This is a genomic window from Streptomyces sp. NPDC101165 (genome assembly GCF_044768135.1).
In the GTDB taxonomy this organism is placed as follows: Bacteria; Actinomycetota; Actinomycetes; order Streptomycetales; family Streptomycetaceae; genus Streptomyces.
In genome coordinates, this window is record NZ_JBIWPG010000034.1 from 1 (window position 1) to 23249 (window position 23249).

Consider the following 23249-nt stretch of genomic DNA (forward strand, 5'->3'; position numbering starts at 1 on the left):
TCCACACCTACAACCACCACCGCTGCCACACCGCACTGGGCGGCCGGCCACCCATCAGCCGTGTGAACAACCCTGCGGGTCAATACACCTAGGGCGCCAGGGATGCGCGGACCAAGGACAACGCGGAGAAGGTCGAGCTGGCCGCCAACCAGAGCGACAAGGAGCTGCACCGCAAGTTCGGTGTGGCACCGGGCAGTGATCTGCCGCCCGGTGCCTACTTCCGCAACACGGTGATCGGCTTCAAGGTCATCAAAGCCTCGGACGACGAGGTCAGTTTGTGGCTGCTGTCTCGGGTGACGCGGAAGGCCGGCGAGACGGCCAAGGAGGAGGTCGCTTACACCCAGGACCTGGTAGGGGCCCATTGCGAGGACGGCGACTGGAAACTGTCGATGAGCGTGACTTCCCGCGCCATTCAGGAGGCCCAGGGGAAGGCGAAGCCGCAGATGGTGGCACCGGGCGACGAGGCGTTCAACAAGGCCGGATGGACTGCGATCCGGGAGGCGTCATGACACGTCTGGCGGTCCTGTCGCTTGCCGGCTCACCACGTCCAGCAGCACGCTCTTGCCGATCCCGGCCTCGCCCTGGAGCACCAGCGCTCCGCCGTCCCGCGCAATCAGGAACGCCGTGAGGGAAGTCAGCTCCCGCTCCCGTCCGATGACCACGCCGTGGGTTCCCATGCGCTCCTCGTCTCCCCTCGGCAGACCGGCCGACACAGTCTGGCGGCCGACGGCGAGGTCCCGCCATGCCAACGCATGAGGAGCACGCAAAACTCCCAGGACCTGCTGGCTGATGCCCTCGGTGACGCGTTGCATGACGTGGATGTCGATGCCCGGGCGGGCGCCGCGGTCGATGGCCTTGGCCTGTTGGCCGGCGTCCCCCGGCCCCGCGGACGCGCGGTCGGCCGGCGGCGAGGCGGCCGAGCAGGCGGATATCAGCCGCACTGTCGGAGGCCACCGTTCATGATCGGAGCTGATCCCTGAACGCGGGCCGCGGTACAGACGGCTCGGACGAGAATCCCCACGATGCCGGAGTTCGGTTGGGCGACCACCGCGAATTGGCGATGCGACCGATGGCCCGGGGGCAGCGCATCGGGTGAACGGTGCATCACTCGATGAGCCAGGAGCGTGAACGCGTGCTCCGCCGGACCCGTCTTCTCCAGCACGAGCGGTGTGCCCGCGAGCACCACGAACACAGCACCGCATCAGGACGAGCGAGAACGGGGAACGGCATGCGCCTTCTGGTTGTGGAGGACGAGAAAATGCTCGCCGACGCGATGGCGGAGGGACTGCGGCAGGAGGCGTTCGCCGTGGACATCGCGCACGACGGGGAAGCCGCCCTGGAGCGCCTCGCGGTCAACACCTACGACGTGATGGTGCTCGACCGCGACCTGCCGAGGCTGCACGGCGACGAGGTGTGCCGGCGCACGGTGGACTCGGGGGCCGACGTCCGCATCCTGATGCTGACCGTGTCGACGACGCTGGCCGAGAAGGTTGCCGGGCTGAGCATCGGCGCCGACGACTACCTCACCAAGCCGTTCGCCTTCGCCGAACTCGTCGCCCGCATCCGCGCGCTCGGCCGTCGGGCCCGGCCCGCGACACCACCGGTGCTGGAGCGCTCCGGCATCCGTCTCGACCCCCACCTGCGGGAAACGTACCGCGACGGCCGCTATGTGGCCCTGTCCCGGAAGGAATTCGCGGTGCTGGAGGAACTGCTGCGGGCAGAAGGGGCGCCGGTGTCGGCGGAGGCACTGCTGGAGCGCGTCTGGGACGAGAACATGGACCCCTTCACCACGATCGTCCGGGTCACCGTCCGCGGGCTGCGCCGCAAGCTCGGTGAGCCCCAGATCCTGGAGACCGTCACCGGCGTGGGATACCGCGTCCGATGAGCGCACGCACGCACCGTCCCGCGCCCGGCACGTCATCATGGCGCGGGAGCCTCAGGCTGCGCCTGACCGTGGTGTTCGGTCTGCTCTTCTTCGGCGCGGCCGCCGCCGTGCTGGCCGGTGCCGTCATCCTGGTGCGCAACAGCATCCAGTACAGCCTGGGCATCGTCTTTTCTCCCGACCATGCCACCGACAGTGACGAGGCGACCAAGAGCGTCATCGTCGACTCGATGCGCAGCAACCTGCTGACCAAGGGCGGTCTGACCGTTCTTGCGGTCGGCCTGCTCGCCACCACGGCCGGATGGCTGGTCGCCGGACGCCTGCTGCGCCCGCTCAACCAGATCACCGCCACCGCCGAACGCATCGCCGGGCGGACGCTGCACCGCCGCATCGCCCTCGACCTCCCTCCGGGCGAGGTCAAACGGCTGGCCGACGCCTTCGACCAGATGCTCGACCGGCTCGACAGCGCCTTCGCGGGCCAGGAGCGCTTCATCGCGAATGCCGCGCACGAACTGAAAACGCCGTTGGTGATCAACCGGACCCTCGTGGAGGTGGCACTGAACCGGCCCGACGCCCCGCCGGAGACCCGGCAGCTCGGTGCCAATCTTCTCGCCGTCAACGCCCGTCACGAGCGCCTCATCGACGCCCTGCTCACGCTCGCCCGCGCCGAGGACACCCTGACCGACCGCGTGCCTCTGGACCTGGCGGACCTGTGCGCCACGGCCGTCACGGCGGCCGAGCCCGAGGCGGAACGCGAAGAGATGTCGATCGAGCAGCGGCTGGAACCGGCGCCCGCCAGCGGCGACCCGATCCTCCTGGAACAGTTGATCCGGAATCTGGTGGACAACGCGGTGCGTCACAACAAGCCCGGCGGCCGACTCGAGATCGTCACCAGGTCCGGCCCGCAGGGCTCGCAGGTCGAGGTGCACAACACCGGCGCGGTGATCTCCGCGCACGAGATACCGGTGCTCTTCGAGCCCTTCCGCCGGCTCACCGACCGGGTCGGATCGGCACGCGGCAGCGGGCTCGGGCTGTCCATCGTGCGGGCCGTGGCACACGCACACCAGGGTGATGTGACGGCCGTACCGCGCCGGGGCGGCGGTCTGTCCGTGTGCGTCACCCTGCCGCCCGCACCCCATCGCAAGAACCGGCCGACGACGGCGATGTGAGCGACGACGACGGCGGATGTGAGCGGAGCGTGAGCGCGCACGCTCACCACCGGTTCACAACGAGGTCTGTGCAATGGCCTCATGAGGCACCATCGCAAACCCGACAAGCGCCCGTGGCCCGTCCTGGCTGTGTCCATCGCCCTGCTGGGAGCGCTCGTCGCCGGCCTGTGCGCGGCGGCCTGGCGCCAAGACAGCGGTGAGGCGGCAGCGGCATCGCCCGCCGGCCGGGATGCCGGTGCGCCACCCGGTGGACGGGGGGCCGTGCCGCGCCAGGGCACGGGCAGGTTCACGCCGGCGACCGGCGACTCCGCCGTGTCCGGCCACGGCCGGCCCCTGCGCTACGGAGTGGACGTCGAGGACGGCATCGGCCAGGATCCGCAGGCTTTCGCCGCCGAAGTCGACCGCATCCTGGCCGACCGGCGGAGCTGGACCGCCGGCGGTGCTGCGTTCCAACGCGTCGGCCGTGCGCCGTACGACTTCGTGGTGCACCTTGCCTCCCCCGGCACCACGGACCGGCTCTGCGCCCGGTTCGGACTGGACACCGGAGGCGAGGTCAACTGCCAAGGCGGCAGCGACGTCGTGGTCAACCTCAAGCGATGGTTGCTGCTGAGCCCCTTTTACCGTGGCCGGCCGGCCGTCTATCACGCGCTGATCATCAACCACGAAGTGGGCCACCGGCTCGGCCGGGGCCATCAGCGCTGCCCTGGGCCGGGCAGGCCCGCTCCCGTGATGATGCAGCAGATCAAGGGGCTCCACGGCTGCAGGCCCAACGCCTGGCCGTTCGACACCGCGGGCCGCCCCGTCGAAGGCCCCGCCGCCCCGTGAGCCGTACGGACCCGGACAGCCCTCCGTCCACCCTCAAGGACCCTTCATGATCGACGCAGTTCTCCAGGCCACGCCTCTGTTCTGGCCCGGAACGCTGGTTTCCGTCATCGCCGGACTGCTCTGCCGCCGCAGCCTCGGCCGACGGCTGGGCAGCACTCCTCTCACCGCCTTCTTCCTGGTGCTCTCGCTGGGCGGAATCATCACGCTCACCCTGCTTCCGGATCTCCGCGACCAGTACCTGGACAGCGTCCGTTACGCGGAGCCGGACTGGGCGACGAACTGGCACATTCCGCGCCCGGCCGAACTGGCCACCGCCAATCAGGAAAGCCTGAATGTCGCGCTGTTCGTCCCCCTGGGCGCTGTCATCACCCGGATCCGCCCCTGGACACGCGCCCTCGTGCTCGCCGCAGGCGCGGCCGTGCTCCCCTTCGGCATCGAGACCGTTCAACACGCCGCACCGTGGTTGCTGCGCGCCCCCGACGCCCAGGACATCGCGAGCAACCTCCTCGGCCTCGTCCTCGGGCTGACCGCGTTCTCCGTACTGTCCGTACTGTCCGTGCTGGTCAGGCTCCTCCTGCCGTCGGCCGGTGGCGGTCGCAAGAGCCGGACGGTGTCGGCTCCCCGGGCAAAGCGTCTGGTTCCCGCCCTCCCCGAGCACCACCGGCTACCAGTGCCGACACCGCCGACCGGAGCCGGATCAGCCCGGCCCGAGCTGCTGACACCACGGAGGGGGCCCTGGCCGGAAGACGTCTGAGTGGGCGTTCTACGGGGCACGCGGGTTCACCGGCGTCACATCAGGTTCTCAGCCCGTGTTGCGGCCAGCCCATGGCTGCCGAAGTCGCCCTTGGTGCGGCCTCTCGGCTTGGGGTCGGTGGTGATGAGAGTCGGTGTTGGTCGTCGGGTGGTTGGTTTATTGGTGCTGGTCAGTGGGGTGTTGAAGGGAGGGCTGGCACTGTCATAAGGCGAGAGCCTGATGGCTGGGATCGCTGTCGTGGGGCATTATCTGATGGTCGGTGATGCTGTCTCAGGTTCGTGAGTTCCGATGCGGTGGGGTGGGCCGGGTCGGTGTGTTGGTGGGGTGGATCAGGGTGTAGGAGCCGTCCGGGGGGCTGTGCTGCCGAGGGCGTTGGTGGTGCGTCGCCTGCTGGAGCGGCAGCAGGCGGGGGAGCTGTCGGCGCGGCATGTGCGTGCGGTCGCTGAGACGGTGGGTGTTTCGGAGCATACGGTCTGGCGCTGGCTGGAGCAGGCGAAGGCGAAGGCGACCGCGCGGGCGGAGGCGCCGGTCCGGCAGGGATACGCGGTGTCGGATGAGGTGTGGGAGCTGCTGGGTGAGGTGGGGGGCAATGTCTCGGAGCTGAGGCGTCGGCTGGTGGCTGTCGGCGGTGAGTGGCTTCCTCGATGTGCCTCAAGTGCGCGGCGCGGCTCGGATCAACGCGGTGTGGCGCCGGGTGGCCGTCCTCCATGGGCGCAGTCCGTTGCGGTGTCTGCCGTCGGCGAGGAGCAGGGACGCCCGCTGGACGGCTGAGGCCGCCGAGGCGGAGATCCGCCAACTCCTCGCCTATGGACGCGAGTTCCACGGGATCGCCCCTACAAGCTCGAACCCCTCGCTGAGGCCAGCGGCATGTCCGTATCCGGCGTCCGCACCGCCTACAAGGAGAGCGAGGTCGACGCCGTCGCCCACCTGGTCGGCCGGAAGCCCGATGGTCGCCGCACCCGGCCCCCGGCCGCCTGCGCCGCACGGGCATGACCGTCGACCTGCGGAAACGTGGCCCGCGTCGGGTGGACTTCCCGGGCTGGGGCGTGAGGTGCCCGGGTGGACTTCCGTACGTCGCCGTCGTCGTGTGGGTGGTTCCGCAGGTTCCCAGGTTGGGAACCTGCGGGATGGGCCCCGGACTCCTGCCTCGGACACCAGCTGTAAACCCGATCATCCGACCGTCAGCCTCGGTGGCCCGTCCGGGCGGCAAACTGCCCCGGACGGTAGAGTCACCGATGGCGCAGAATTGCGATCATGAAGTCATCATGAACCACTCATTACATGATCAGACACGCGATGCGTATGCTCTGCGCCGCCACTCTGGTGGCCGCTCCCCTCGCCCTGACCGCGACGCCTGCACAAGCCCTGACTTCATGTACGGTCAACGGCCTTCCTGTGTCCGGTACGACCGTCACTGGTACTGCTGGCCCCGACTACATCAGCTGCGGCGCCCTTGCCGTGGGCGATAGCGTCGACGGCTTGGGCGGGAGCGACTACATTGCCATCAACGGCATCGTTGCCGGCACCGTCGACGGCGGCGCCGACGGCGACTCCATCACGGCCAACGCCGGTACCACGGCGACCGGCAGGATCCTCGGCGGCGCCGACGGCGACTTCATCTTCGTCGGCCCGAACGTCGGCACCGTTGACGGCGGACTCGGGTCGGACTTCTGCCGAGTCGCTTCCGGTAACCCCCCAATCAACTGCTGACCAGCAACGGGTTCGTTGGGCCAGCCAACTGGGACGCTCAGAGGCCAGCTACTGAACTTGAACTCGTGATGTCGCGGGCCTGATGTGCCCGGGCACCGGCTTGTGCACCACGCTTGAGGTGTCGGGCTGGCGTTGGCCAGCGGGGGGCTCGTCCGAGGATCCGTTGAGCCTCGAAGAAGTAGGTCCCGGAGGTGACCTCCGGGACTCTGTGCCGCAACTCAACGCCCTAGTGAGCTGGGCAGGAAGCGAGCTTCGATCGAGTCCCGCCTCTTCATCGATGCCGATGGTCGTGGGGGCAATGGCCCTCATCCTCCTCGCCCTTTGGAGCACCTGACCTCAACGATCTGAACGCCAGAAGATTTCTTGCGTTGCAGCCATGTCGCGAGAACCGGAGCCATTGCCTGAGCCAGCGAGTCCCATGGGACCGACTGCAGGACGTGACAAAGGTCGTTGATCATCTATTCATCCGCTCACTCAGCCCCTCCCATCTCTGGGAGTGAGCAAGTTGGCGTTCATGGCAGAAGGCCACCGCCCGGGGCTGGCGGGAGGGGCACAATCACTGGCTGTGACAGCACAATGTCCCCACTACGACATGTCCGACGCACAGTCCACGCCCGCCCGCAGGTCAGGCACGCGGACGTTGTCGGTGCCGCGTGTCAGGATGGGGCCGTGTCACAGACCGCCTTCATCACACCACCGTTGATCGGCCGGGACGGGGAACTGGCCCGGCTCACGGGCGTACTGGAGCATGCCCGGAGCGGTGCGGCGCGGGCGGTGCTGATCGCCGGGGACGCGGGCGTCGGCAAGACCCGGCTGCTGGACGAGGTCGCCGGGCGGGCGGCGCGGGCCGGCACAACCGTGGTCACCGGGCACTGTGTGGACCTCGGTGACGTCGGTCTGCCGTATCTGCCGTTCACCGAGATCCTCGGTGTGCTCGCCGCCGACGAGCGGTACGCGGCCGTGCTGGCCGCGCACCCCGCGGCGGACCGGCTGCTGGGCGCGGGAGCGGACCCGGCACGGGACCCGGGCGGTCGACTCAGGCTGTTCGAGGACGTCGCCGGACTGCTTGCCGAGCTGGCCGCCGCCGCACCGCTGCTGCTCGTCCTGGAGGACCTGCACTGGGCCGACCAGTCCTCCCGCGACCTGCTGCGCTTCCTGCTAAGCCGAGGCGTGTTGCACCGGCCCGGGCCCGGCCGGCGGCTCGCGGTGCTCGCCTCCTACCGCGCCGACGATCTGCACCGGCGCCATCCCCTGCGCCCCCTGCTCGCCGAGCTGGTGCGACTTCCAGCCGTGGAGCGCCTGGAACTGCGGCCGCTGCCCGACGCGGAGGTCGCCCGGCTGGTGCGGGCGCTACCCGAGCGCCCGCTGCCCGAGGCCACCGTGCGCGGCATCGTCACGCGTGCCGAGGGCAACGCCTTCTACGCGGAGGAGCTGGTCGCGGCGGCCGGTGCGGACGCCGACGGCGTGCCCAGCGCGCTGGCCGACCTCCTGCTGATCCGGGTCGAGCAGGTGTCGGAGACGGCCCAGCAGGTGCTGCGGACGGCCGCGGTGGCCGGCCGCCGGGTCGGGCACGATCTGCTGCGGGAGGCCGCCGGGCTGCCCGAGGACGAGCTGGAGTCGGCGTTGCGCGAGGCCGTCGGACGGCAGCTGCTCGTCCCCGGGGACGGCGACACATACGCCTTCCGGCACGCCCTCACACGCGAGGCGGTCTACGCCGACCTGCTGCCCGGCGAGCGGTCCCGGCTGCACGGCGCCTACGCCCGCCTGCTCGCCGCGCGCGGACACATCGCGGAGACCGCCGCCGAGCGCGCCCACCATTACCGCGAGAGCCACGCCCTGCCCGAGGCGCTGACCGCCTCCCTGGAGGCGGCCGACCACGCCCAGCGGCTGGGCGCCCCGGCCGAGGAACTGCGGCACCTGGAGACCGCCCTGGACCTGTGGTCCTCGGTGCCGGCCGAGGCACGGCCCGGCGCCGACGGGGTCGACCCGGTCACGCTGACGCTGCGCGCCTCTGCCGCGGCCGCGCACGCCGGGAAATCCCACCGTGCGGTCTCCCTCACCCGGGCCGCGCTCGCCGAGGTCGGCCAGGACGCCGACTCCGCGCTCGCCGCCCGGATCCGCTACACCCTCGCCGGGAACCTGCTCACCGTGGACCAGCTGCAGGCCGCCTTCCGGTACAGCAGCGAGGCGCTGGCGCTGATCCCGGCCGAGCCGCCGTCGCGGACCTGGGTGTGGGCGGCGGCCACGCATGTCATGGCGGCCCGTCACCTCGGTGAGGACGAGACGGCCCTGACCATCGCCCGGCGCGCCCTGGGGGTCGCGGAGGAGCTGGGCATGGCCGACGCCCAGGCCGATCTGCTGATCTCCCTGGCCAACATCGAAGGAGGCGGCCGACGCTCGGCGCAGGGCCAGGAGAGGCTGCGGCGGGCCCAGGAGCTGGCACGCTGGGCCGGGCACGGCGGCCCCGTGGAGATGCGCGCGCTGTACAGCCAGGCCATGAGCCGCTTCGAGGCAGGCGATCTCGAGGCCTGTCTGCCGCTGCTGGCCGAGGCGCTGGAGCGAGCCCGCCGGGCCGGCCTGCTCTCCTCGCCCCATCCGCTGGCGATGCGGTATCTGCAGCTGCTGGCGATGTACACGCTCGGCCGCTGGGACGACTGCCTGCGGGCGGCGGTCGACGCCGAGGCGCTGCTGCCCGCCACGGGCGCCTTCGCGGCGGGGCCCGCGCTGTACGTGGCCGTGGCACGCGGGGATCTCGGAGCAGTCGAGCGGGCGCACGCCCTGTTGGACGGCCCGTTCAACTGGATGGGCACGCTGGTCGCCGACATCGTCCTCACCGACGCCGCAGCGCTGCGCGGCGACCCGGAGGCGGCCGTGGAGCGGATGCGGGCGGCGCTGACGGCGCTCGGCGACGACTCGGGGCGGCAGCCCGACGTGGTGGTCCGGCTCGCCGCCCTCTGCCTCGCGGCCGTCGCCGATCGCGCCGCCGAGCTGCGCCGTGGCGGGGACGAGCGGGAGCTGCGCCGCTGGACGGACACCGCGACCGAGCTGCTGGAGCAGGCGCGTGGCTCGGCCGGGCGGGACGAGGAGGGCCGTCCCCAGGGGCCGGAGGGGCAGGCGTGGCTGGCCCGCGCCGAGGCGGAGTGGGCCTCCGCCGTGTCGGGGCCGGATCCGGCGGCCTGGGAGAAGGCGGTCGCCGCGTTCGCGTACGGCGACAGCTACGAGCAGGCCCGGTGCCGGCTGCGCCATGCGCAGGCCCTGATGGCGGCCGGCCGTAGCCCGGAAGCGGTGGAGTGTGCGCGGGAGGCCCGGCGGACGGCGGCCGCGCTCGGTGCCGTACCCCTCCTGGAGCGCGTCGACCAGCTGATACGCGCGCTCCCTTCACCCGGCGAGAACCGCGCCGCAGCGCTCACCGCGCGGGAGCAGGACGTGCTGCGGCTGCTCGCGCGCGGGCGCAGCAACCGGCAGATCGGCGAGGAGCTGTTCATCACCGGGAAGACCGCCAGCGTGCACGTCTCCAACATTCTCGCCAAGCTGGGCGCCGCGAGCCGCACGGAGGCGGTGGCGATCGCCTACCGCCAGGGGCTGATCGCACCGGAGCCGACCGGTTCGGGGTGACCCGGCCGGCCCCGGCTGTCAGCGGGTGCAGTCGAGGCCGCCCGGGGCGACGGAGTCGGCCAGGGCCTGCATGCCCTTGTCGTTGGGGTGTAGATGGTCGCCGTTGTCGAAGAAGGGCAGGATCCGTTCGCGGACGTACGGGCTGCGCAGAATGCGGTCGAAGTCGGTGACTGCGTCGAACTCTTCGCTGGTGCGGATGAACCGGTTGACGTCCTCGCGTACGGCCTCGGCGGCCGGGTCCCATTCGGCCCAGCCCTCGAACGGGCCGACGGTCGCGCCCACCACGCACTTTCCGGCCGCGTGCGCCCGCCGGAGGATCTCCCGGTATCCGGCGATCAGGTCGGCCGCGGTGACGCCGGTGTGGGCCTTGAGGTCGTTCACCCCCTCGAAGAGGAAGACGGTGCGTATGCCGGGCAGGGCGAGGACGTCCCGGTCCAGCCGGTGGAGGGCGCTCTGCCCGGCACCGTCCGCGAGCACCTTGTTGCCGGAGATGCCCTCGTCGGCCACGCCCTGCACGGCCGTACCGGCCCCGCCCAGTCGTCGAGCAGGCGGCGGGCTTCAGCCGCGACCTCTGACTCGGGCATGCCGTACCGGGTGTGCTGGGGGTCCATCGGGATCTCCGATCACGCGATAAGGGGAGCACCCTCCTGGCCGTGGTGGCCGGGAGGGCGCGCGGGGGAGGGGACGTGGGACGGCGAAGGGCGCCGGCGGAGTTCGTGTCCGGTGGCGCCCTTCGCCGTCGCGCGTTGAGGGGCGCTGGGTGCTCTGGGCCAGGACTGGGCTTGAACGACTGCCCCGGGTCTGGAGGGACGCCGGTGTCTTCACCCTGGAAGGTCTGATCGCCGAGTCCGCCCGTCAGGGGAATACGGAGCGACGCGGCGGATGCGGGCTGTTGGCAGACAAGTGACTATTGACAGCAGGAGTGGACCTGTACAACGGACGGCATGCGCATACGTCGAGTACATCGAGTGGCAGTCATGGGAAGTCTGGTGGCCGCGCTGGTGGTTGGCGGGTCGAGGATAGCGACGGCGACATCCGGTGCACCGGATGCCGCCGCCCCGGCTCCGTGTCCAGGGCGTGCGAGCGTGGAGGTGTTCAGGGAGGGCGGCATACCGCTGGTGGACTGGCGGGAGAACCTGGAGTTCGACGGGCGCGGCACGCTCTGGGTCTCGCATGTGACCAAGCACAGGGTCGAGGGCTACGCCCCTGACGGGACCCTGAAGACCAGCTTCTCCGTACCCGGTCCGGGCGGCATCCGGCGCGGGCCGGACGGGATGATGTACGTCAACTTCGGTGTGAATCCGCTGACGCCGCGCGGCGGCATCATGCGGTTCGACCCGAGCGCCGCCCACCCGGAGCCCCAGAAGGTCGTGGAGGGGATATCGGGTATCAACGGCCTGGCCATCGACGTCCACGGCAACTTCTACGTCAGCCGCGAGCTGGCCACCGGCATCCTCAAGTTCCGGCCGGACGGCACCGAGGACGAGGAGTGGACGAAGAAGGCGAAAATTTTCGGCACCAACGGCCTTGAGATCGTCGGCGATCAGTTGTACGCGAGCGTCATCACCAACACCTCGTCCCCGGTCGTACGGATCCCTCTCGACGACCCGGCGAACCACACCACGATCACCAACCTCAGCCCGAACCCCTTGGACATCAAGCTCCTTGACGACCTCACCTACTTCGGCGGCAACCTGGTCGTAGCGAGCTTCCGCGACGGCCAGCTGATCCAGGTGGACCCGGCGACCGGCCGGTCCTGTGTCCTGGTGGACGGCCTGCGGACGCCCACCAGCGTCCGGATCGCCCGCGGGTTCGGCGGCAACGACCCACGGCACGACCTGTTCGTCGTCGAAGCGTCGGGCCGCATCCTCAAGGTAAGGGTCGGCTAGAGCCAATGCCGGACTCTGTTGGTGATGTTGGTAAGCCGCTGACGACTGGCTGTGTGCGGTGCTTGGCTGGGAGTGTGCGGGGTGGCGTCGTCGGTGGATGTGGTCGCGGTGTCGCTGCGGCCGGAGAGTCACCAGCGAATCCCGGCACGGACGGTGCGAACAGCGCGGGCGGCGTGTCCCAAGGGCACCCCGGCCATGCTCATCCGGGACCGGCTGGATGTCCTGTTCGAGGACGAGGAGTTTGCCGGCCTGTACCCGGATGACGGCAGGCCGGGATTGTCGCCGGGGCAGCTTGCGCTGGTGTCGGTGCTGCAGTTCGCGGAGAACCTGTCCGACCGGGCTGCGGCGGACGCGGTCCGCACCCGGATCGACCGGAAGTACGCCCTGGGACTTGAGCTGGAGGATCCGGGGTTCGATCACTCGGTCCTGTGCGAGTTCCGGGCCCGGCTGGCCGAACAGGACGGCGCTGCCGACCGGCTGCTGCAGGTGATGCTGGACCGGCTGAGGGAGGCCGGCCTGCTCAAGGCCGGGGGGCGGCAACGCACCGACGCCACCCACGTGCTGGCCGCGGTGCGGACCCTCAGCCGCCTGGAGCTGGTCGGAGAGACGCTGCGTGCAGCCCTGGAGGAGCTGGCCGAGGCCGCCCCCGCCTGGCTGGCGCCGCTGATCGAGCCGGAGTGGGCCAAGCGGTATGGACGCCGAGTGGAGATCGGCAAGCTGCCGGGCGGGAAGGCGGCCGTGACCGCACGGGCCGAGGAATTCGGCAGAGACGGCCAGAAGATCCTCACCACAGCCTGGGCCGCCGGCGCCCCACCCCACCTGCGGCTGCTGCCACAGGTGGAGATCCTCCGCCAGGTCTGGGTCCACCACTACTACTGGGACGTGGACGGATTACTGCGCTGGCGGGACGGTCACGCGCTGCCGCCCGCCTCGCTGCGGTTCGACTCCCCCTACGACACCGACGCACACTACTGCGTCAAACGGGACACCGCATGGAGCGGATATCGGACGCATTTCACGGAAACCTGCGACGAAGAGCGCCCCGAGCTGGTGGTCCATGTCGCCACCACCATCTCCACCGTCCAGGACATCCAGATGACCGACACCATCCACGACGAGCTCGCCGAGCGGCAGTTGCTGCCCGCTGAGCATGTCGTCGATTCCGGCTACATCTCCCCGGCACGCATCGAGCGGGCGCAGCGGGTGCACGGCATCACTCTGCTCGGCCCGGTCGTCGCCGACCACAGCAGCCAGGCCAAGGCCGCATCGGGCTTCGGCAAGGCGGCCTTCACCATCGACTGGGACAACGAGCAGGCGATCTGCCCACGTGGGGCAATGAGTGTGTCCTGGACCGAGCTGAGGATCAAAGCGAACACCTATCTGCAGGCCCGGTTCGCCGAGGCGGACTGCCGGTCCTGCCCGGACCGCACACGGTGCACGTCCTCCGCGACCCGGCCCCGCTCAGTAGCAGTGCTGCCCCGGCCGCTGCATGAGGTCCAGACGCAAAACCGGCTCGATCAGCAGACCGAGGAATGGCAGGGCCGTTACGCGATCCGCGCTGGCATCGAGGCCGCCCTCTCGCAGAACGTCCGGGTCCACGGGCTGCGACGTTCCCGCTACCGCGGCCTGGCCCGTACCCACGTCCAACACGTCCTCACCGCGATGGCCTGCAACGTCGCCCGCGTCGCCGACTGGATCGACACCGCACCCAGAACACGACGCCGGGCCACGCACTTCCGCACTCTGTGCTCAGCCACCGCATGACCTGCCCAACATCACCAACAGAGTCACGGCATTGGAACTAGAGCGTGTTTGAGCAAGGTCTTGTTGCCGGGTATTCAAGGGAGCGTGGGCCTTGGCGGGCGGCAGGTCGCCTACCGCCCGGCAGGGCGCCAGGATCGCCTTACTTGGGGCGTCTCTTACCGCGCGGCCTGCCGGTTCGTCTTCGCCGATGCCGATTTTGCCGGACGTCTGGTCGACTGAGCTGTTCAGACCCTCGGGACGACCGTCAGCGTCGTCTGTAAACCCGCAGACCAGAAGTGCTTCGCAGTGCTGCCCTGCAGATGGGTCGTGGAACGGACGGCTGATGCGGCTGACCGCGCATCGCCGCCTCGCCCGCGACTACGAACGTGATCCCGCCACCAGCGAAGCCATGATCCGCTGGGCCGCCATCGGCCTCACGCCCCGGCGCCGCCCGGGGTGAGGATTTCCATGAGATGTCCGTTGGGGTCGAGGAAGTAAGTGCCCCTGCGGCCTTTGGTGTGCTGGCTGTGATAAATCTGCCCAACCTCTTGGCATGCGGGATCGCCGTAGTGGGTGATTCCACCGTGCTGGATGCGGGCGAGGGCGGCGTCGAACTCCTGCTCGCTGACCATGAACGCGTAGTGGTGCGGCTCAAAGTCGTCCAGCTGGTCGTAGTCCAGGCTGACCTGGTTGGCCAGCGTGACCGGCGTGAAGTGCGCCACCGGCGGATCGACACTCAGGCCGAGGATTTCGGCCAGGAACTGCGCCGAGGCTTGTGGGTCACGGGCGGGGACAATGGTGTGATTCAGTTCCACGGCCATAGAGACTCCTCTTCGGGGATGGGGCTACGCGTGGTGGGGGTGCTCGGCGGCCCTGGCGACCCCGCATGGTGCATGGATGCGTGACTGCCCGGGGGCGGGCAGGGCGTCTCCGGCCGCCCTCCCCGGCTACAGCTGCCGTGTCATACGTCGATCTGCTCGAAGATGTGCGGGTACGACACGATGTCGTCGGGGAACTCGGCCGCCATGCGCTGGAACTCCGGGCTGGCGAACGCCGTGGCGAGAGCCTCGGTCGACTCCCAGACCGCGACGTTCATCAGAAGCTGACTGCCCGCCGTTCCCTTGTGCATCTGCAGGGAGACGAATCCCGGCTGAGCCTTCATGAACTCGGCCTGCCTCCGAAAGAGGGCCAGGAACGCTTCCGTCCTCTCCCTCGGAACGAAGAAGGTATTGGCCAGGACGATGGGCCCGGTCTTCTCCTTGAACTGCGCGAACATCGGCGTCATCGCATCCAGGCTCTGCAGCTTGGCCATCTTCGGTACTTCCTCTCGGTATCGGTTGCCCCCCCGGCACCGAGGCCGGACACCGCCGTACTGGATCCGGCGACGCTCACGACGCTCGTTTGTCCGTAGGGGTACCGCCTTCTGGGGACCGTTCCATCGTCCCGGCGTAAGCAGGTCGTGAAGTCAGCCACAGTTCCCTTTCCGATGGGCGACTTCGGTCGGACCGCGCGAGAGCCGTGTCAGACCTGGGGATGACATCGGCACCTGAGGGGCGCGGGCTGGCGGCCAACACGGGCTGAAGTGAGATTCCGTCAATCCGCAGGGGCGCAGCCGCAGATCGCCGGTCCGTACCCTAGACGGGCACCAGCCCCGGAAGCTGCGATGCTCATTGATCACGACCCGATACGCGCCCGGCACGGCTGGTCGTGTACTGCGCCCTGGCCCTGTGTCTCTTCCCCGAGAGTCACACGAAGAGGTGCTGCGGGTGCTGACCAGCGGCATCCCGGGCAGCAGGGCTCTCGCACGGGTGAACCGATCGACGGCGTACCGGGGCTGTTTGGAAGCGGTAAAGCCCTCGCCGTCGGTATGACCGACTACTTCGTGCCCGGCGAGAACCAGGTCAGCACACTCGCGCCACCCGGCCCGTGATCGTTCTCACCTCCAACGGCTGTACCGATGTTCCGACCGACGCCAATTGCATCTGATGCGAATAGGTGACACCCGCCCTGGAGGAGGGCTCTGGGCCGCACAGAAGCGGCGTCACCAGGGATGTTGACCTCGGAAGTACGGTAGCGGTCTCGTCGTTGAACGTCTGCGAGTCTCACTCCATCGAGCGATTGAACTGCGAAGACGCTCCCGGGTCGCATCTGATGCGAAATTCTCGCGTCAGATGCGATGGACGGAGAGTGATGGCGGTGGGTGGGGAAGGTCTCGTTCCACGGACGCCCCCGTCCTCCAACTCCGGGAGGCGGAGTGGTCGTCGTACTTAGCTCACGTCTGGCACTGCTTCGTCGCGGCTCCGCTCCAGTTGCTCCACGCCCCGCCGGCCGGCCTGACATGCACCCGGATTTCGGCGGTGGCGTTGACGGGGCCGCAAACGCGGTCGGTGTTGCCGATCTCGAACGGGCCGATCGTGGACCTGCGCTGGACGATCGTGCGGCCGTTGCCGAGCTTGACCCAGTGGCCGCCTTCGCGGATCCGGAAATACGCTTCGTAGTCGACGTAGGAGGCGTGGGCGCGGGAGTTGGTGATGACGGCGTGGGCGGTGATGTTCCGCATGAAGACGTGGCCGTCCTTCCACCGTTCGGCGGAGATACAGCCCTGTACGCCGATGTTCTGGGTCGAGACGGCGCCTCCGCAGGCAATGGCGGTGGCGTGGGCGTCTGCCGGCAGTGCCAGCGCGGTCAGCAGGGCTGCTCCTGCTGTGGCGGCGAGTTGTTTCAGTTTCATGGGTTCCTCTCGGTTGGGGTGTGCCGAAGACCAGACTGCCAGTCAGACCATGCGCCGGCACTACTCGTCAGTGCTCGGCAGTTGCTCTGTCTGCTGTGGCGACGCTGGGGCGTCCGCAGGCGCGGGCGGCGGCGAGGCCCTCCTCCGGGACCAGTCAGTTGGGAGCCAAGACCCGACTCGTCCACCCGCTTCCTTGGTTGGGATCGGGATGCCGCGCGGCTGAGGCACACCATCCAGACCGTGCACAACGGTTCAGAGGGTGTGCTCGTGGGACCACGGCCAGGTGGCGTGTAGCGCTCCGCAAACCCGGAGCCGCAGCGGTCCAAGGTCGCCATCTGACCTTTCGTGCGGCCAGCGGGCCGGTATGCTGCCAGGTAGGCGGCCACGACCGCCGACCGCTGAAGGGGTTTTCCGCTCACGCCGGAGTCCTCGTTGGTAGGCCAAGCCGTCCTTCGACGCATCGTGCACCTGAATCAGCCTGCCTTCAGAGCGGCGTGGGCGTGGGGCGCGCTGCTGTACGGAGTCAGACATGGGCGGCCAACAGGTGCCGCCGTCGCGCTCCAACCGCACCATGCTGCTGCCGCTCCCGCAGGACGCCCTGGCCGGCCTGTTCGAACTGGCCGGGCAGCTCCTGAGGCTCCGGAGGGTTCTGGTCCTGGACCATGCGGGGGAGCTGATGGATGTCATGGGTCTCGAGGGGGTGCCGATCCCCGGCGCGCCGATCGAGGACGTCCAAGAGGCGTACTGGCGGGTGTGCGACGCGCTGCCCGAGGGGACGGAGGAGTTCGCGGAAGGGATGGTGGAGGAGTACCCGCCCACGCCGAACGTGCTGCTGCTGGTCGGGCCCGATGGTGGGAGCGTGGTGCATCTGACGACCATTGAGGTGGCCGACGCGGACCTCGCGCTGCTCGCCGCGTTCGTCGACGCACTCGACCGAGCGGCCGGCCCGCGTCCCGGCCCGGAGTTCGAGGTGCTCACGGAGGCGCTGGGCGAAATTGGGCGGGTGCCCTACTACCCGTGGATGCCCGAGGGGGACGAGACGACCGTCGCCGACTGGGTGCGGCAGTCCCTGTCTCCGGTCCTGCACTCTCCCTTCGAGGGCCCGAGCGGCGCTGCCGACCACGAGACGTTGTCCAACGTGCTGCGGTACGCCGCGGGCTGGGAGAGCGTCAAGGTGGACGAGGACGAGGAGGAGGCGGCCGAGCGCGTGGCGTGGAGCATGGTGCGCGCGGCGCTGGGGATCTGACGGGTCGCCGGGCCGGGGCAGCCGTGAGGTCTTTCCACTGAAGGCTGCTCAGCACCGCTGAGCTGCGGCTACGTCGGGCTGGTGGCGCGGGCAGTGGCCTCATTCTTCACGGAACGGGGCCGCCGGCCATCGGTTCGTTGTTCCTCAGCCGCCTGTCTGCGGTCGCAGCGCTGTGCCGCAGTCCCGGAGCGCCATGTCGGCGTAGGCCGGAATGTGCTCAACAGGGTACGGATGAATGAACGTGCTCGTCCCGGTGTTCTCCGGGGCCGCGCACTGTGATCGTTGCGGAGGAGAGCACCCCTCGCGTCGGTTCTGTCAGTGGCTGTCGTAGGGTCCCGCCAAGAATCCCCGTCCTTCGGAGTACTCGTGCCGCAGCTTGCTCGACTCGTGACCACGATCGCCGCCCCGCTGGCCTTTTCGAGAGTCGACGACGCCCCGCAGCTGGAGTGGCGGCCCGCAACGCGGCTGCTCGTACAGCGAGGGGACACGGAGCTGATCGTGCAGGAGCTCAAGACGCCGGCTGCGGCCTCGGCGGTCCGCTTTCCGGCGCCTGGCCGCGCCGGTTCGGCCGGTGCGCGGTGTCGCCCGCCGGAGAGCTGGCTGTCTTCGCGGGACTGCACGCCCTGCAGGCAGTCGATCAGGCGGGGAGCGTGCGGTGGGAGCTGCGGCATCGGTGCTGGGCGGGCTGCGCGGGGCACGCGGACTTCAGCGAGTACGGCGAGGACCGTGACCATCGATACGCGAGCAGTGGCTCGGTCGCTTCTCCGTAGACGGGGCACTGGTGTGGGCTCACGTACACGGTCCGCTGGCGCAGGAGCAGCCTGGCCGCGGAGCGGAGGAGTGGCTGGTCATCAGCGCCGTGGACGGCACGGTGCTCGCACGGACCCGGACGGACACGGCGGCAGCGGGTTCTGTCCACGTGCCGCACCCGGAGCCCAGCCAGATGGGCCTGAGCATCGGCGAAGGACAGGAAGGCTCCCCGCTGCGATGGGGGCGCTGGAACGGCAGCGCCCTTGCTGTCGAGCGTTTCGACGACGAGGATCGAGTCCTGCTGGCGGTGAGCCCCACCGGCCGGCCGGATCGACCTACGGCGCCGACGGCTCGCTCAAGTCCAGCCCGGCGCCTACCGCCAGCAGCTCCACGCCTCGCTCACCCAGGCAGGGCGCACCGCCACCGGTCGGATCCGCGGCCAGCACCTGACGGTCCTGCTGGACGCCGCCCGCGAGGACCTCGGCGCCCCCGGCAGCGCAGCCGCCCAACAGCTGTACGACGTCATCCATGAGATCCGCACGGTCCTCGTGGGCTAGGTGTGGAGTCACGCTAGCCCGGCAGGCTGGACCCGCTCCCACGCAACACCCCGCTGCGCAGTGGCGGTTCAGTCGTCTTCTGGGTCGTACGACTCGGGCAACCAGTCGTCTGACGACGGTTCGTCGGGCGTATCAAGCTGGGCGTACAGGCGCGCCCGCGTCGTCACATCCCGCAGGTTGACCAGGCCGAACGCGGCCTCGGTAAAGCCGGCATCGAACCCGAGGAAGAGCTCCTTGCCGGGCAGCTCGTCGATGGACCAATTCTTCCTCTTTTTCTTCGGGTCGAGCGTGCCCTTCCGCGCAACGAGGTCGGTGAAGGACGCCTCGTCCAGGTGCTCGATGGTGTTGCGCAGCGCCCTCAGGCGATCGTCCGACTGCTCGCTGCCGCCGGTGATCTGCTGGTGGGCCTGCGACCAGCGCTCCATCTGGTAGGCCGACATGACGAGCCGGTAGCCACGGACCCAGACGTCCTCGATCACCCGTGCCAGGTCATCCTCAGTGGGTGACCATTCTTCGCCGTGGTCGATCGCCCGGTCTGTCCATACGGCCTTGCTCGCGGCTTGGTAGTAGCTGTGGGCGTCGCGCTGGACGGATCGCGCCCACAGCGCCAGCATCCGCACCACGACCCGGTGGCGCGCATCCAGGGCGTCGGCCGGTGGTTCGAGCGCGGAGGGCACCTCAGCGTCGGGCGACATGGGCAGCAGCACGCCGTGTCCGTCCGGCGGAATACGGACGGGTCGGCGCGCGTCCGGCCTCCAACCCCTCGGCGGTGTCCAGTCGTCGGACGGTGGCGGCCACCCATTCGGTGGCGGCCAGTCGGGGGGAGCTATGTAGGTCATCCGTACATCATCGATTCATCTCCGCCCGAGGAGACCGTGGTTGCAAAGCGTTGCTGCGGCCGGAATCGCGACCGTGTGGCTTTGTACGCGGGTTGCGATGTCGTTTGTCGATGAGTGCGGGAGTCACCTCGTCGTCGGCCAGGTCGATGTTCACGACTTCGGGCTCTGGCACCCCGCCGCCTCCCCGTTCCGACCACCCTGGCGGCGCTCGCCGATGACGGCTGCTCCAGCACACGTAACTGCAACCAAAGCGTCGCGTTGAACTGATCATGAAGAAGATGAACATCACGAAGGTTCTGGCCGGCGCGGCTTTCACGATTGCCGCCACGATGGCCGTCGCCGCACCCGCATCGGCCACGGGCTTCGGAACCGGCAACGGCGACACCGTCATCGCAGGCGAACCAAGCGGCATCCTCAACACCTATGGCGCTCCGTTCGTCAACGCCGACCTCCGCTGCGCGGTACCGCTGCCTGAGGGCGAGGGCATCGGGGGGCACGGGCTCGGCGGGCCCAAGGCCGCGTGCAACATCGCGCCCGTCGACCAGTTCCAGGCACCGCAGAAGCTGCTCTGACAGCAGTACCGTCCTCCCCGCCATCGCCCCCTCACATCGACCAGGCCGTACTCGGCGACCGCAGCGCTGAGGAAGAACGGCAACGGAGGCAACTCAGGGGAAATTCGCCGATGGATGGGCTTACAACCGTCCACCGGGCCGTGGGTGACTCCCGAACTCATTGACATTGATCAAGCGACGAGGCTACGCAGCGACTCCCGAGGCCGCCGACAGACGACTCCCGTTCTCGCGTACGAAGCCAACCGTGGCACCAACCTCACGCGACGGCACCGCCCTGGCCACCGTGCCCGGGCAGCTGTCCGGCTGGCGCGCCCCGCTTCCCCGGCCCACTCGGGTGGTGGCCGCCCAGCTCACGCGTATGCCGTAAGCTGGGGGTACCGACGCGGGGTGGAGCAGCTCGGTAGCTCGCTGGGCTCATAACCCAGAGGTCGCAGGTTCAAATCCTGTCCCCGCTACTAACAACACCGGTCCCCTCGACACCAACGTCAAGGGGGCCGGAAGCATGTGGGGCGCTGAGCCTACGAGGCGGGCAAGGCTGCCGCGGCTGGCCGGGTGGCGATTCGCATCCGGCCGCCGTCGTACTCCGCCACCTCACCGGGCAGGATCAGCAGCCCCAACTCCCCGTCCTGCCACGCCCCGCCGATCCGGCGGACCTGGACAGCCGGACCCCGCGCACCAGCCATGAACACCGTCGGATCAACCTCCCACCCGTGCTCGCCGAGCCACTGCTCCAAGGCCGCGGAGTCCTCGCAGCTCGCATCGCGCGGCCACTCGAACGTACTCATCACGACTTCCCCCCTGTCCGTGAACGGATCGCCCGGTCGATCCTGCCATCAGGTACTGACAGCCCCGTCTAGGGCGCGTATCGAGTCGTGATCATCGGGTGGTCCTGGTGAGGTCTTTGATCCAGATCATCGAGGCGTGCAGGTGGAGACTGGCGAGGTAGCTGTCGGGAGTCTTGTCGTATCGGGTGTCTCACCGTCCCAGTTCCGGCCTCCTGGTACGTCACGCTCTGGGGCGGGTGAGGCACGTGGAGCCGACGTGAGCCGACCGGTGCACTGATATCCGGGCGGGGACTCATGGGACATGGCCCGGCACCCGGCTCAGGTTCCGGGGAGGATACGGCGCGTTTCGTAGGCCCACATCGCGATCTCGACCCGGTTGCGGACGCCGAGTTTGGCCATCAGGCTGGCCAGATGCGTCTTCACCGTGCTGAGGCTGATGTGCAGTGCATCGGCGATCTCGGTGTTGGTCAGCCCGCGAGCGACGGCGAGGAGCACCTGCTCCTCGCGGGCGGTGACGGGGGAGACCGGCTGGGCCACGGGCCGGCCGGCGGGCAGGTCCGCGAATGCCTGGAGCAGACGGACGGTGACGCTGGGCGCGATGAGCGCCTCACCGCCGGACGCCGACCGTACGGCCTGGGCCAGAAGGTCCGGTCCCGTGTCCTTGAGGAGGAATCCGCGGGCGCCGGCACGCAGCGCGCCATAGACGTACTCGTCGAGGTCGAACGTGGTGATGACGACCACGGCCAGCGGGTCGGCGACGCCCGGGCCGGCGACCAGCCGGGTGGCCTCGAGCCCGTCGAGTACGGGCATGCGGATGTCGAACAGGCAGACATCGGGGCGTAGTTCGCGGGCCAGACGTACCGCTTCCAGCCCGTCGGCGGCCTCGCCGACCACCTCGATGCCGGGCTGGGCGTTCAGCATGATCCGCAACCCGGTGCGGATGATCGTCTGGTCGTCAGCGACGAGGACGCGAATGGACACCGCTCTCGCTCCTCGCTCTCGGCAGTTCGGCGTCGACATGCCAGCCCCGGTCGGTACCCGGGCCGGCTCGTAGTGTGCCGCCGAGCAGGATCGCGCGCTCGCGCAGTCCGGTAAGTCCGTATCCGTCGCGACCCCGGCCGGTGCGCCGGCCGTCGTCGCGCACGCTCACCCGTACCGTGTGCGGTTCCGCGGCGACCCGGACGACGAGCTCGGTCGCGTCGACCGCATGGCGCAGCGCGTTGGTCACCGACTCCTGCACGATCCGGTAGACGGCCGCGTCCACGGCCGGGGGCAGCGCGTCCAGTTCGCCGTCGAGCCCCAGGTCGACCCTGAGACGACCACCCGGCGCGCGCACCAGGCGCTCCAGATCCGCGACACCGGCAGGCGGCGCCAGCTCGGCGCCGACCCCGCGGTCGCGCAGCGCGGCGACCATGGCCCGCATTTCCTCCAGCGTGCGCGCCCCTTCCTCCTCGACCCCCTCCAGCGCCTCGACGGCGGCGGACGGATCGGTGCCCGCGAGCACCCGGCCCGCCTGGGCGATGATCACCATGGCCGACACGTGGTGGGCCACCGTGTCGTGCAGTTCCCGGGCGAGCTGCTCGCGCTCGCGGGAGCGCACCTGCTCCAACTGCCGATCGCGAGCGGTCACCCAGAGCCGCACGGCAGCCCCGACCACGCCGGGCAGCAGCAGGAAGACGAAGCCCACGACCTTCTCGACGACCGGGGTCTCGTCCATGACGACACACAGCGCGCCGGCCGCGCTGATCACCGCGCCGCCCAGCACGATCTCGCGTCCCGATCCCCACCGGGGCAGCGCGTACACCAGCACGAGCACGACCATGCCGGTGTACAGGCCGACGGGCTCGCGCGGTGCGGCGACGAGCGAGGCCACCGCAAGCAGGACCACCGAGCCGAACGCCAGCGTCACCACCGCCAGCGGGCGGGTCCGGCGCCACAGGGGCAGCAGGCATTGCCATACGGCGAACACCACCGCCACCGGCCGCCACACGACGTTCTCGCGCAGGGTGGCCTCCAGCGCCACACCGGCCAGGCCCGCGGCGAGCAGCACCCAGTCCCGCCGCACGCGGGCGGGCACGTCGGGCGGCCGGGGTTCGGTCCACAGGGTTCGCAGGTCGTCTGGGAGCACGGTTCTCAGCCTAGGGACCTCGGCGTGCCGCGCATCGGCCGAAAGGACGGGTCG

General features: G+C 69.7%; 23 protein-coding genes, 1 tRNA gene and 1 pseudogene. 15 read left to right on the forward strand and 10 right to left on the reverse strand.

What is annotated here, in order from left to right:
• Positions 1–182 precede the first annotated feature (182 nt).
• Positions 183–509, forward strand: coding sequence for a hypothetical protein (locus tag ACIRVH_RS43565; RefSeq protein WP_403965721.1), 327 nt, complete (start codon positions 183–185; stop codon positions 507–509).
• Here the strand turns inward: ACIRVH_RS43565 and ACIRVH_RS43570 are convergent.
• Positions 504–941 (reverse strand): hypothetical protein, encoded by a 438-nt coding sequence (locus ACIRVH_RS43570; protein ID WP_403965722.1) that lies wholly within the window; start codon positions 939–941, stop codon positions 504–506. The two genes, ACIRVH_RS43565 and ACIRVH_RS43570, sit on opposite strands and share 6 nt — an antisense overlap.
• Before the next feature lie 287 nt (positions 942–1228).
• On the opposite strand from ACIRVH_RS43570, the gene ACIRVH_RS43575 reads away from it, so the two are divergent.
• From ACIRVH_RS43575 to ACIRVH_RS43610, 8 genes are all read left to right on the forward strand, one after another.
• On the forward strand, positions 1229–1885 hold the full coding sequence (locus tag ACIRVH_RS43575) for a response regulator transcription factor (RefSeq protein ID WP_403965724.1): 657 nt from the start codon (positions 1229–1231) through the stop codon (positions 1883–1885).
• Positions 1882–3051 carry an ATP-binding protein gene (locus ACIRVH_RS43580; protein ID WP_403965726.1) on the forward strand — a complete coding sequence of 390 codons (1170 nt, stop codon included), beginning with the start codon at positions 1882–1884 and terminating at the stop codon, positions 3049–3051. The genes ACIRVH_RS43575 and ACIRVH_RS43580 overlap by 4 nt, the downstream gene beginning before the upstream one ends.
• A gap of 81 nt (positions 3052–3132) precedes the next feature.
• Positions 3133–3876, forward strand: coding sequence for a DUF3152 domain-containing protein (locus tag ACIRVH_RS43585; RefSeq protein ID WP_403965728.1), 744 nt, complete (start codon positions 3133–3135; stop codon positions 3874–3876).
• Between the two features lie 46 nt (positions 3877–3922).
• Positions 3923–4630: a VanZ family protein gene (locus ACIRVH_RS43590; RefSeq protein WP_403965730.1), complete on the forward strand. Its 708-nt coding sequence runs from the start codon at positions 3923–3925 to the stop codon at positions 4628–4630.
• A 378-nt stretch (positions 4631–5008) separates the two neighbouring features.
• The gene (locus ACIRVH_RS43595; RefSeq protein ID WP_403965732.1) at positions 5009–5401 is read left to right on the forward strand and encodes a helix-turn-helix domain-containing protein; all 393 of its coding nucleotides are present in this window, start codon (positions 5009–5011) and stop codon (positions 5399–5401) included.
• Between the two features lie 96 nt (positions 5402–5497).
• Positions 5498–5623 carry a hypothetical protein gene (locus ACIRVH_RS43600; RefSeq protein ID WP_403965734.1) on the forward strand — a complete coding sequence of 42 codons (126 nt, stop codon included), beginning with the start codon at positions 5498–5500 and terminating at the stop codon, positions 5621–5623.
• Between the two features lie 288 nt (positions 5624–5911).
• Positions 5912–6340, forward strand: a complete 429-nt coding sequence (locus ACIRVH_RS43605) for a hypothetical protein (RefSeq protein WP_403965735.1) — start codon at positions 5912–5914, stop codon at positions 6338–6340.
• A gap of 669 nt (positions 6341–7009) precedes the next feature.
• Positions 7010–9955: an ATP-binding protein gene (locus ACIRVH_RS43610; protein WP_403965737.1), complete on the forward strand. Its 2946-nt coding sequence runs from the start codon at positions 7010–7012 to the stop codon at positions 9953–9955.
• Positions 9956–9973: 18 nt separating this feature from the next.
• Here ACIRVH_RS43610 and ACIRVH_RS43615 read toward each other — a convergent pair.
• Positions 9974–10501, reverse strand: a pseudogene (locus ACIRVH_RS43615) (GDSL-type esterase/lipase family protein); the annotation flags it as partial.
• 539 nt (positions 10502–11040) lie between these two features.
• Here ACIRVH_RS43615 and ACIRVH_RS43620 point away from each other — a divergent pair.
• On the forward strand, positions 11041–11844 hold the full coding sequence (locus ACIRVH_RS43620; protein WP_403965739.1) for an SMP-30/gluconolactonase/LRE family protein: 804 nt from the start codon (positions 11041–11043) through the stop codon (positions 11842–11844).
• 108 nt (positions 11845–11952) lie between these two features.
• Positions 11953–13608 carry an IS1182 family transposase gene (locus tag ACIRVH_RS43625; protein ID WP_403965924.1) on the forward strand — a complete coding sequence of 552 codons (1656 nt, stop codon included), beginning with the start codon at positions 11953–11955 and terminating at the stop codon, positions 13606–13608.
• 413 nt (positions 13609–14021) lie between these two features.
• Here ACIRVH_RS43625 and ACIRVH_RS43630 read toward each other — a convergent pair whose 3' ends face one another.
• From ACIRVH_RS43630 to ACIRVH_RS43640, 3 genes are all read right to left on the reverse strand, one after another.
• Complete coding sequence (locus tag ACIRVH_RS43630) at positions 14022–14408, reverse strand: VOC family protein (protein WP_403965741.1); 387 nt, start codon at positions 14406–14408, stop codon at positions 14022–14024.
• Between the two features lie 140 nt (positions 14409–14548).
• Entirely contained in the window at positions 14549–14899 is a 351-nt protein-coding gene (locus tag ACIRVH_RS43635; protein ID WP_403965743.1) for an antibiotic biosynthesis monooxygenase family protein, read from the reverse strand.
• 960 nt (positions 14900–15859) lie between these two features.
• Positions 15860–16318, reverse strand: a complete 459-nt coding sequence (locus tag ACIRVH_RS43640) for a hypothetical protein (RefSeq protein WP_403965745.1) — start codon at positions 16316–16318, stop codon at positions 15860–15862.
• 529 nt (positions 16319–16847) lie between these two features.
• Here ACIRVH_RS43640 and ACIRVH_RS43645 point away from each other — a divergent pair.
• Entirely contained in the window at positions 16848–17564 is a 717-nt protein-coding gene (locus tag ACIRVH_RS43645) for a hypothetical protein (RefSeq protein WP_403965747.1), read from the forward strand.
• 1085 nt (positions 17565–18649) lie between these two features.
• On the opposite strand, the gene ACIRVH_RS43650 is transcribed toward ACIRVH_RS43645, so the two are convergent.
• Both ACIRVH_RS43650 and ACIRVH_RS43655 read right to left on the reverse strand, forming a co-directional pair.
• A complete protein-coding gene (locus ACIRVH_RS43650) occupies positions 18650–18844 on the reverse strand; it encodes a hypothetical protein (RefSeq protein ID WP_403965749.1) in 195 nt (64 codons plus the stop codon).
• Between the two features lie 95 nt (positions 18845–18939).
• Positions 18940–19578, reverse strand: coding sequence for a hypothetical protein (locus tag ACIRVH_RS43655; protein WP_403965751.1), 639 nt, complete (start codon positions 19576–19578; stop codon positions 18940–18942).
• Positions 19579–19979: 401 nt separating this feature from the next.
• Here ACIRVH_RS43655 and ACIRVH_RS43660 point away from each other — a divergent pair, with 401 nt between their 5' ends.
• The 3 genes from ACIRVH_RS43660 (at position 19980) to ACIRVH_RS43670 (ending at position 20737) form a co-directional block, all read left to right on the forward strand.
• On the forward strand, positions 19980–20282 hold the full coding sequence (locus ACIRVH_RS43660) for a hypothetical protein (protein ID WP_403965752.1): 303 nt from the start codon (positions 19980–19982) through the stop codon (positions 20280–20282).
• A gap of 244 nt (positions 20283–20526) precedes the next feature.
• The gene (locus ACIRVH_RS43665; protein WP_403965754.1) at positions 20527–20649 is read left to right on the forward strand and encodes a hypothetical protein; all 123 of its coding nucleotides are present in this window, start codon (positions 20527–20529) and stop codon (positions 20647–20649) included.
• A 14-nt stretch (positions 20650–20663) separates the two neighbouring features.
• Positions 20664–20737: transfer RNA gene (locus ACIRVH_RS43670), tRNA-Met, on the forward strand.
• Positions 20738–20800: 63 nt separating this feature from the next.
• Here ACIRVH_RS43670 and ACIRVH_RS43675 read toward each other — a convergent pair.
• The 3 genes from ACIRVH_RS43675 to ACIRVH_RS43685 all read right to left on the reverse strand — a co-directional run bounded on the left by ACIRVH_RS43675 (position 20801) and on the right by ACIRVH_RS43685 (position 23195).
• Positions 20801–21067, reverse strand: coding sequence for a hypothetical protein (locus ACIRVH_RS43675; protein ID WP_403965756.1), 267 nt, complete (start codon positions 21065–21067; stop codon positions 20801–20803).
• Positions 21068–21385: 318 nt separating this feature from the next.
• Positions 21386–22048, reverse strand: coding sequence for a response regulator (locus ACIRVH_RS43680; RefSeq protein WP_403965758.1), 663 nt, complete (start codon positions 22046–22048; stop codon positions 21386–21388).
• Positions 22023–23195, reverse strand: a complete 1173-nt coding sequence (locus ACIRVH_RS43685) for a sensor histidine kinase (RefSeq protein ID WP_403965760.1) — start codon at positions 23193–23195, stop codon at positions 22023–22025. The genes ACIRVH_RS43680 and ACIRVH_RS43685 overlap by 26 nt, the downstream gene beginning before the upstream one ends.
• Between the last annotated feature and the right edge of the window lie 54 nt (positions 23196–23249).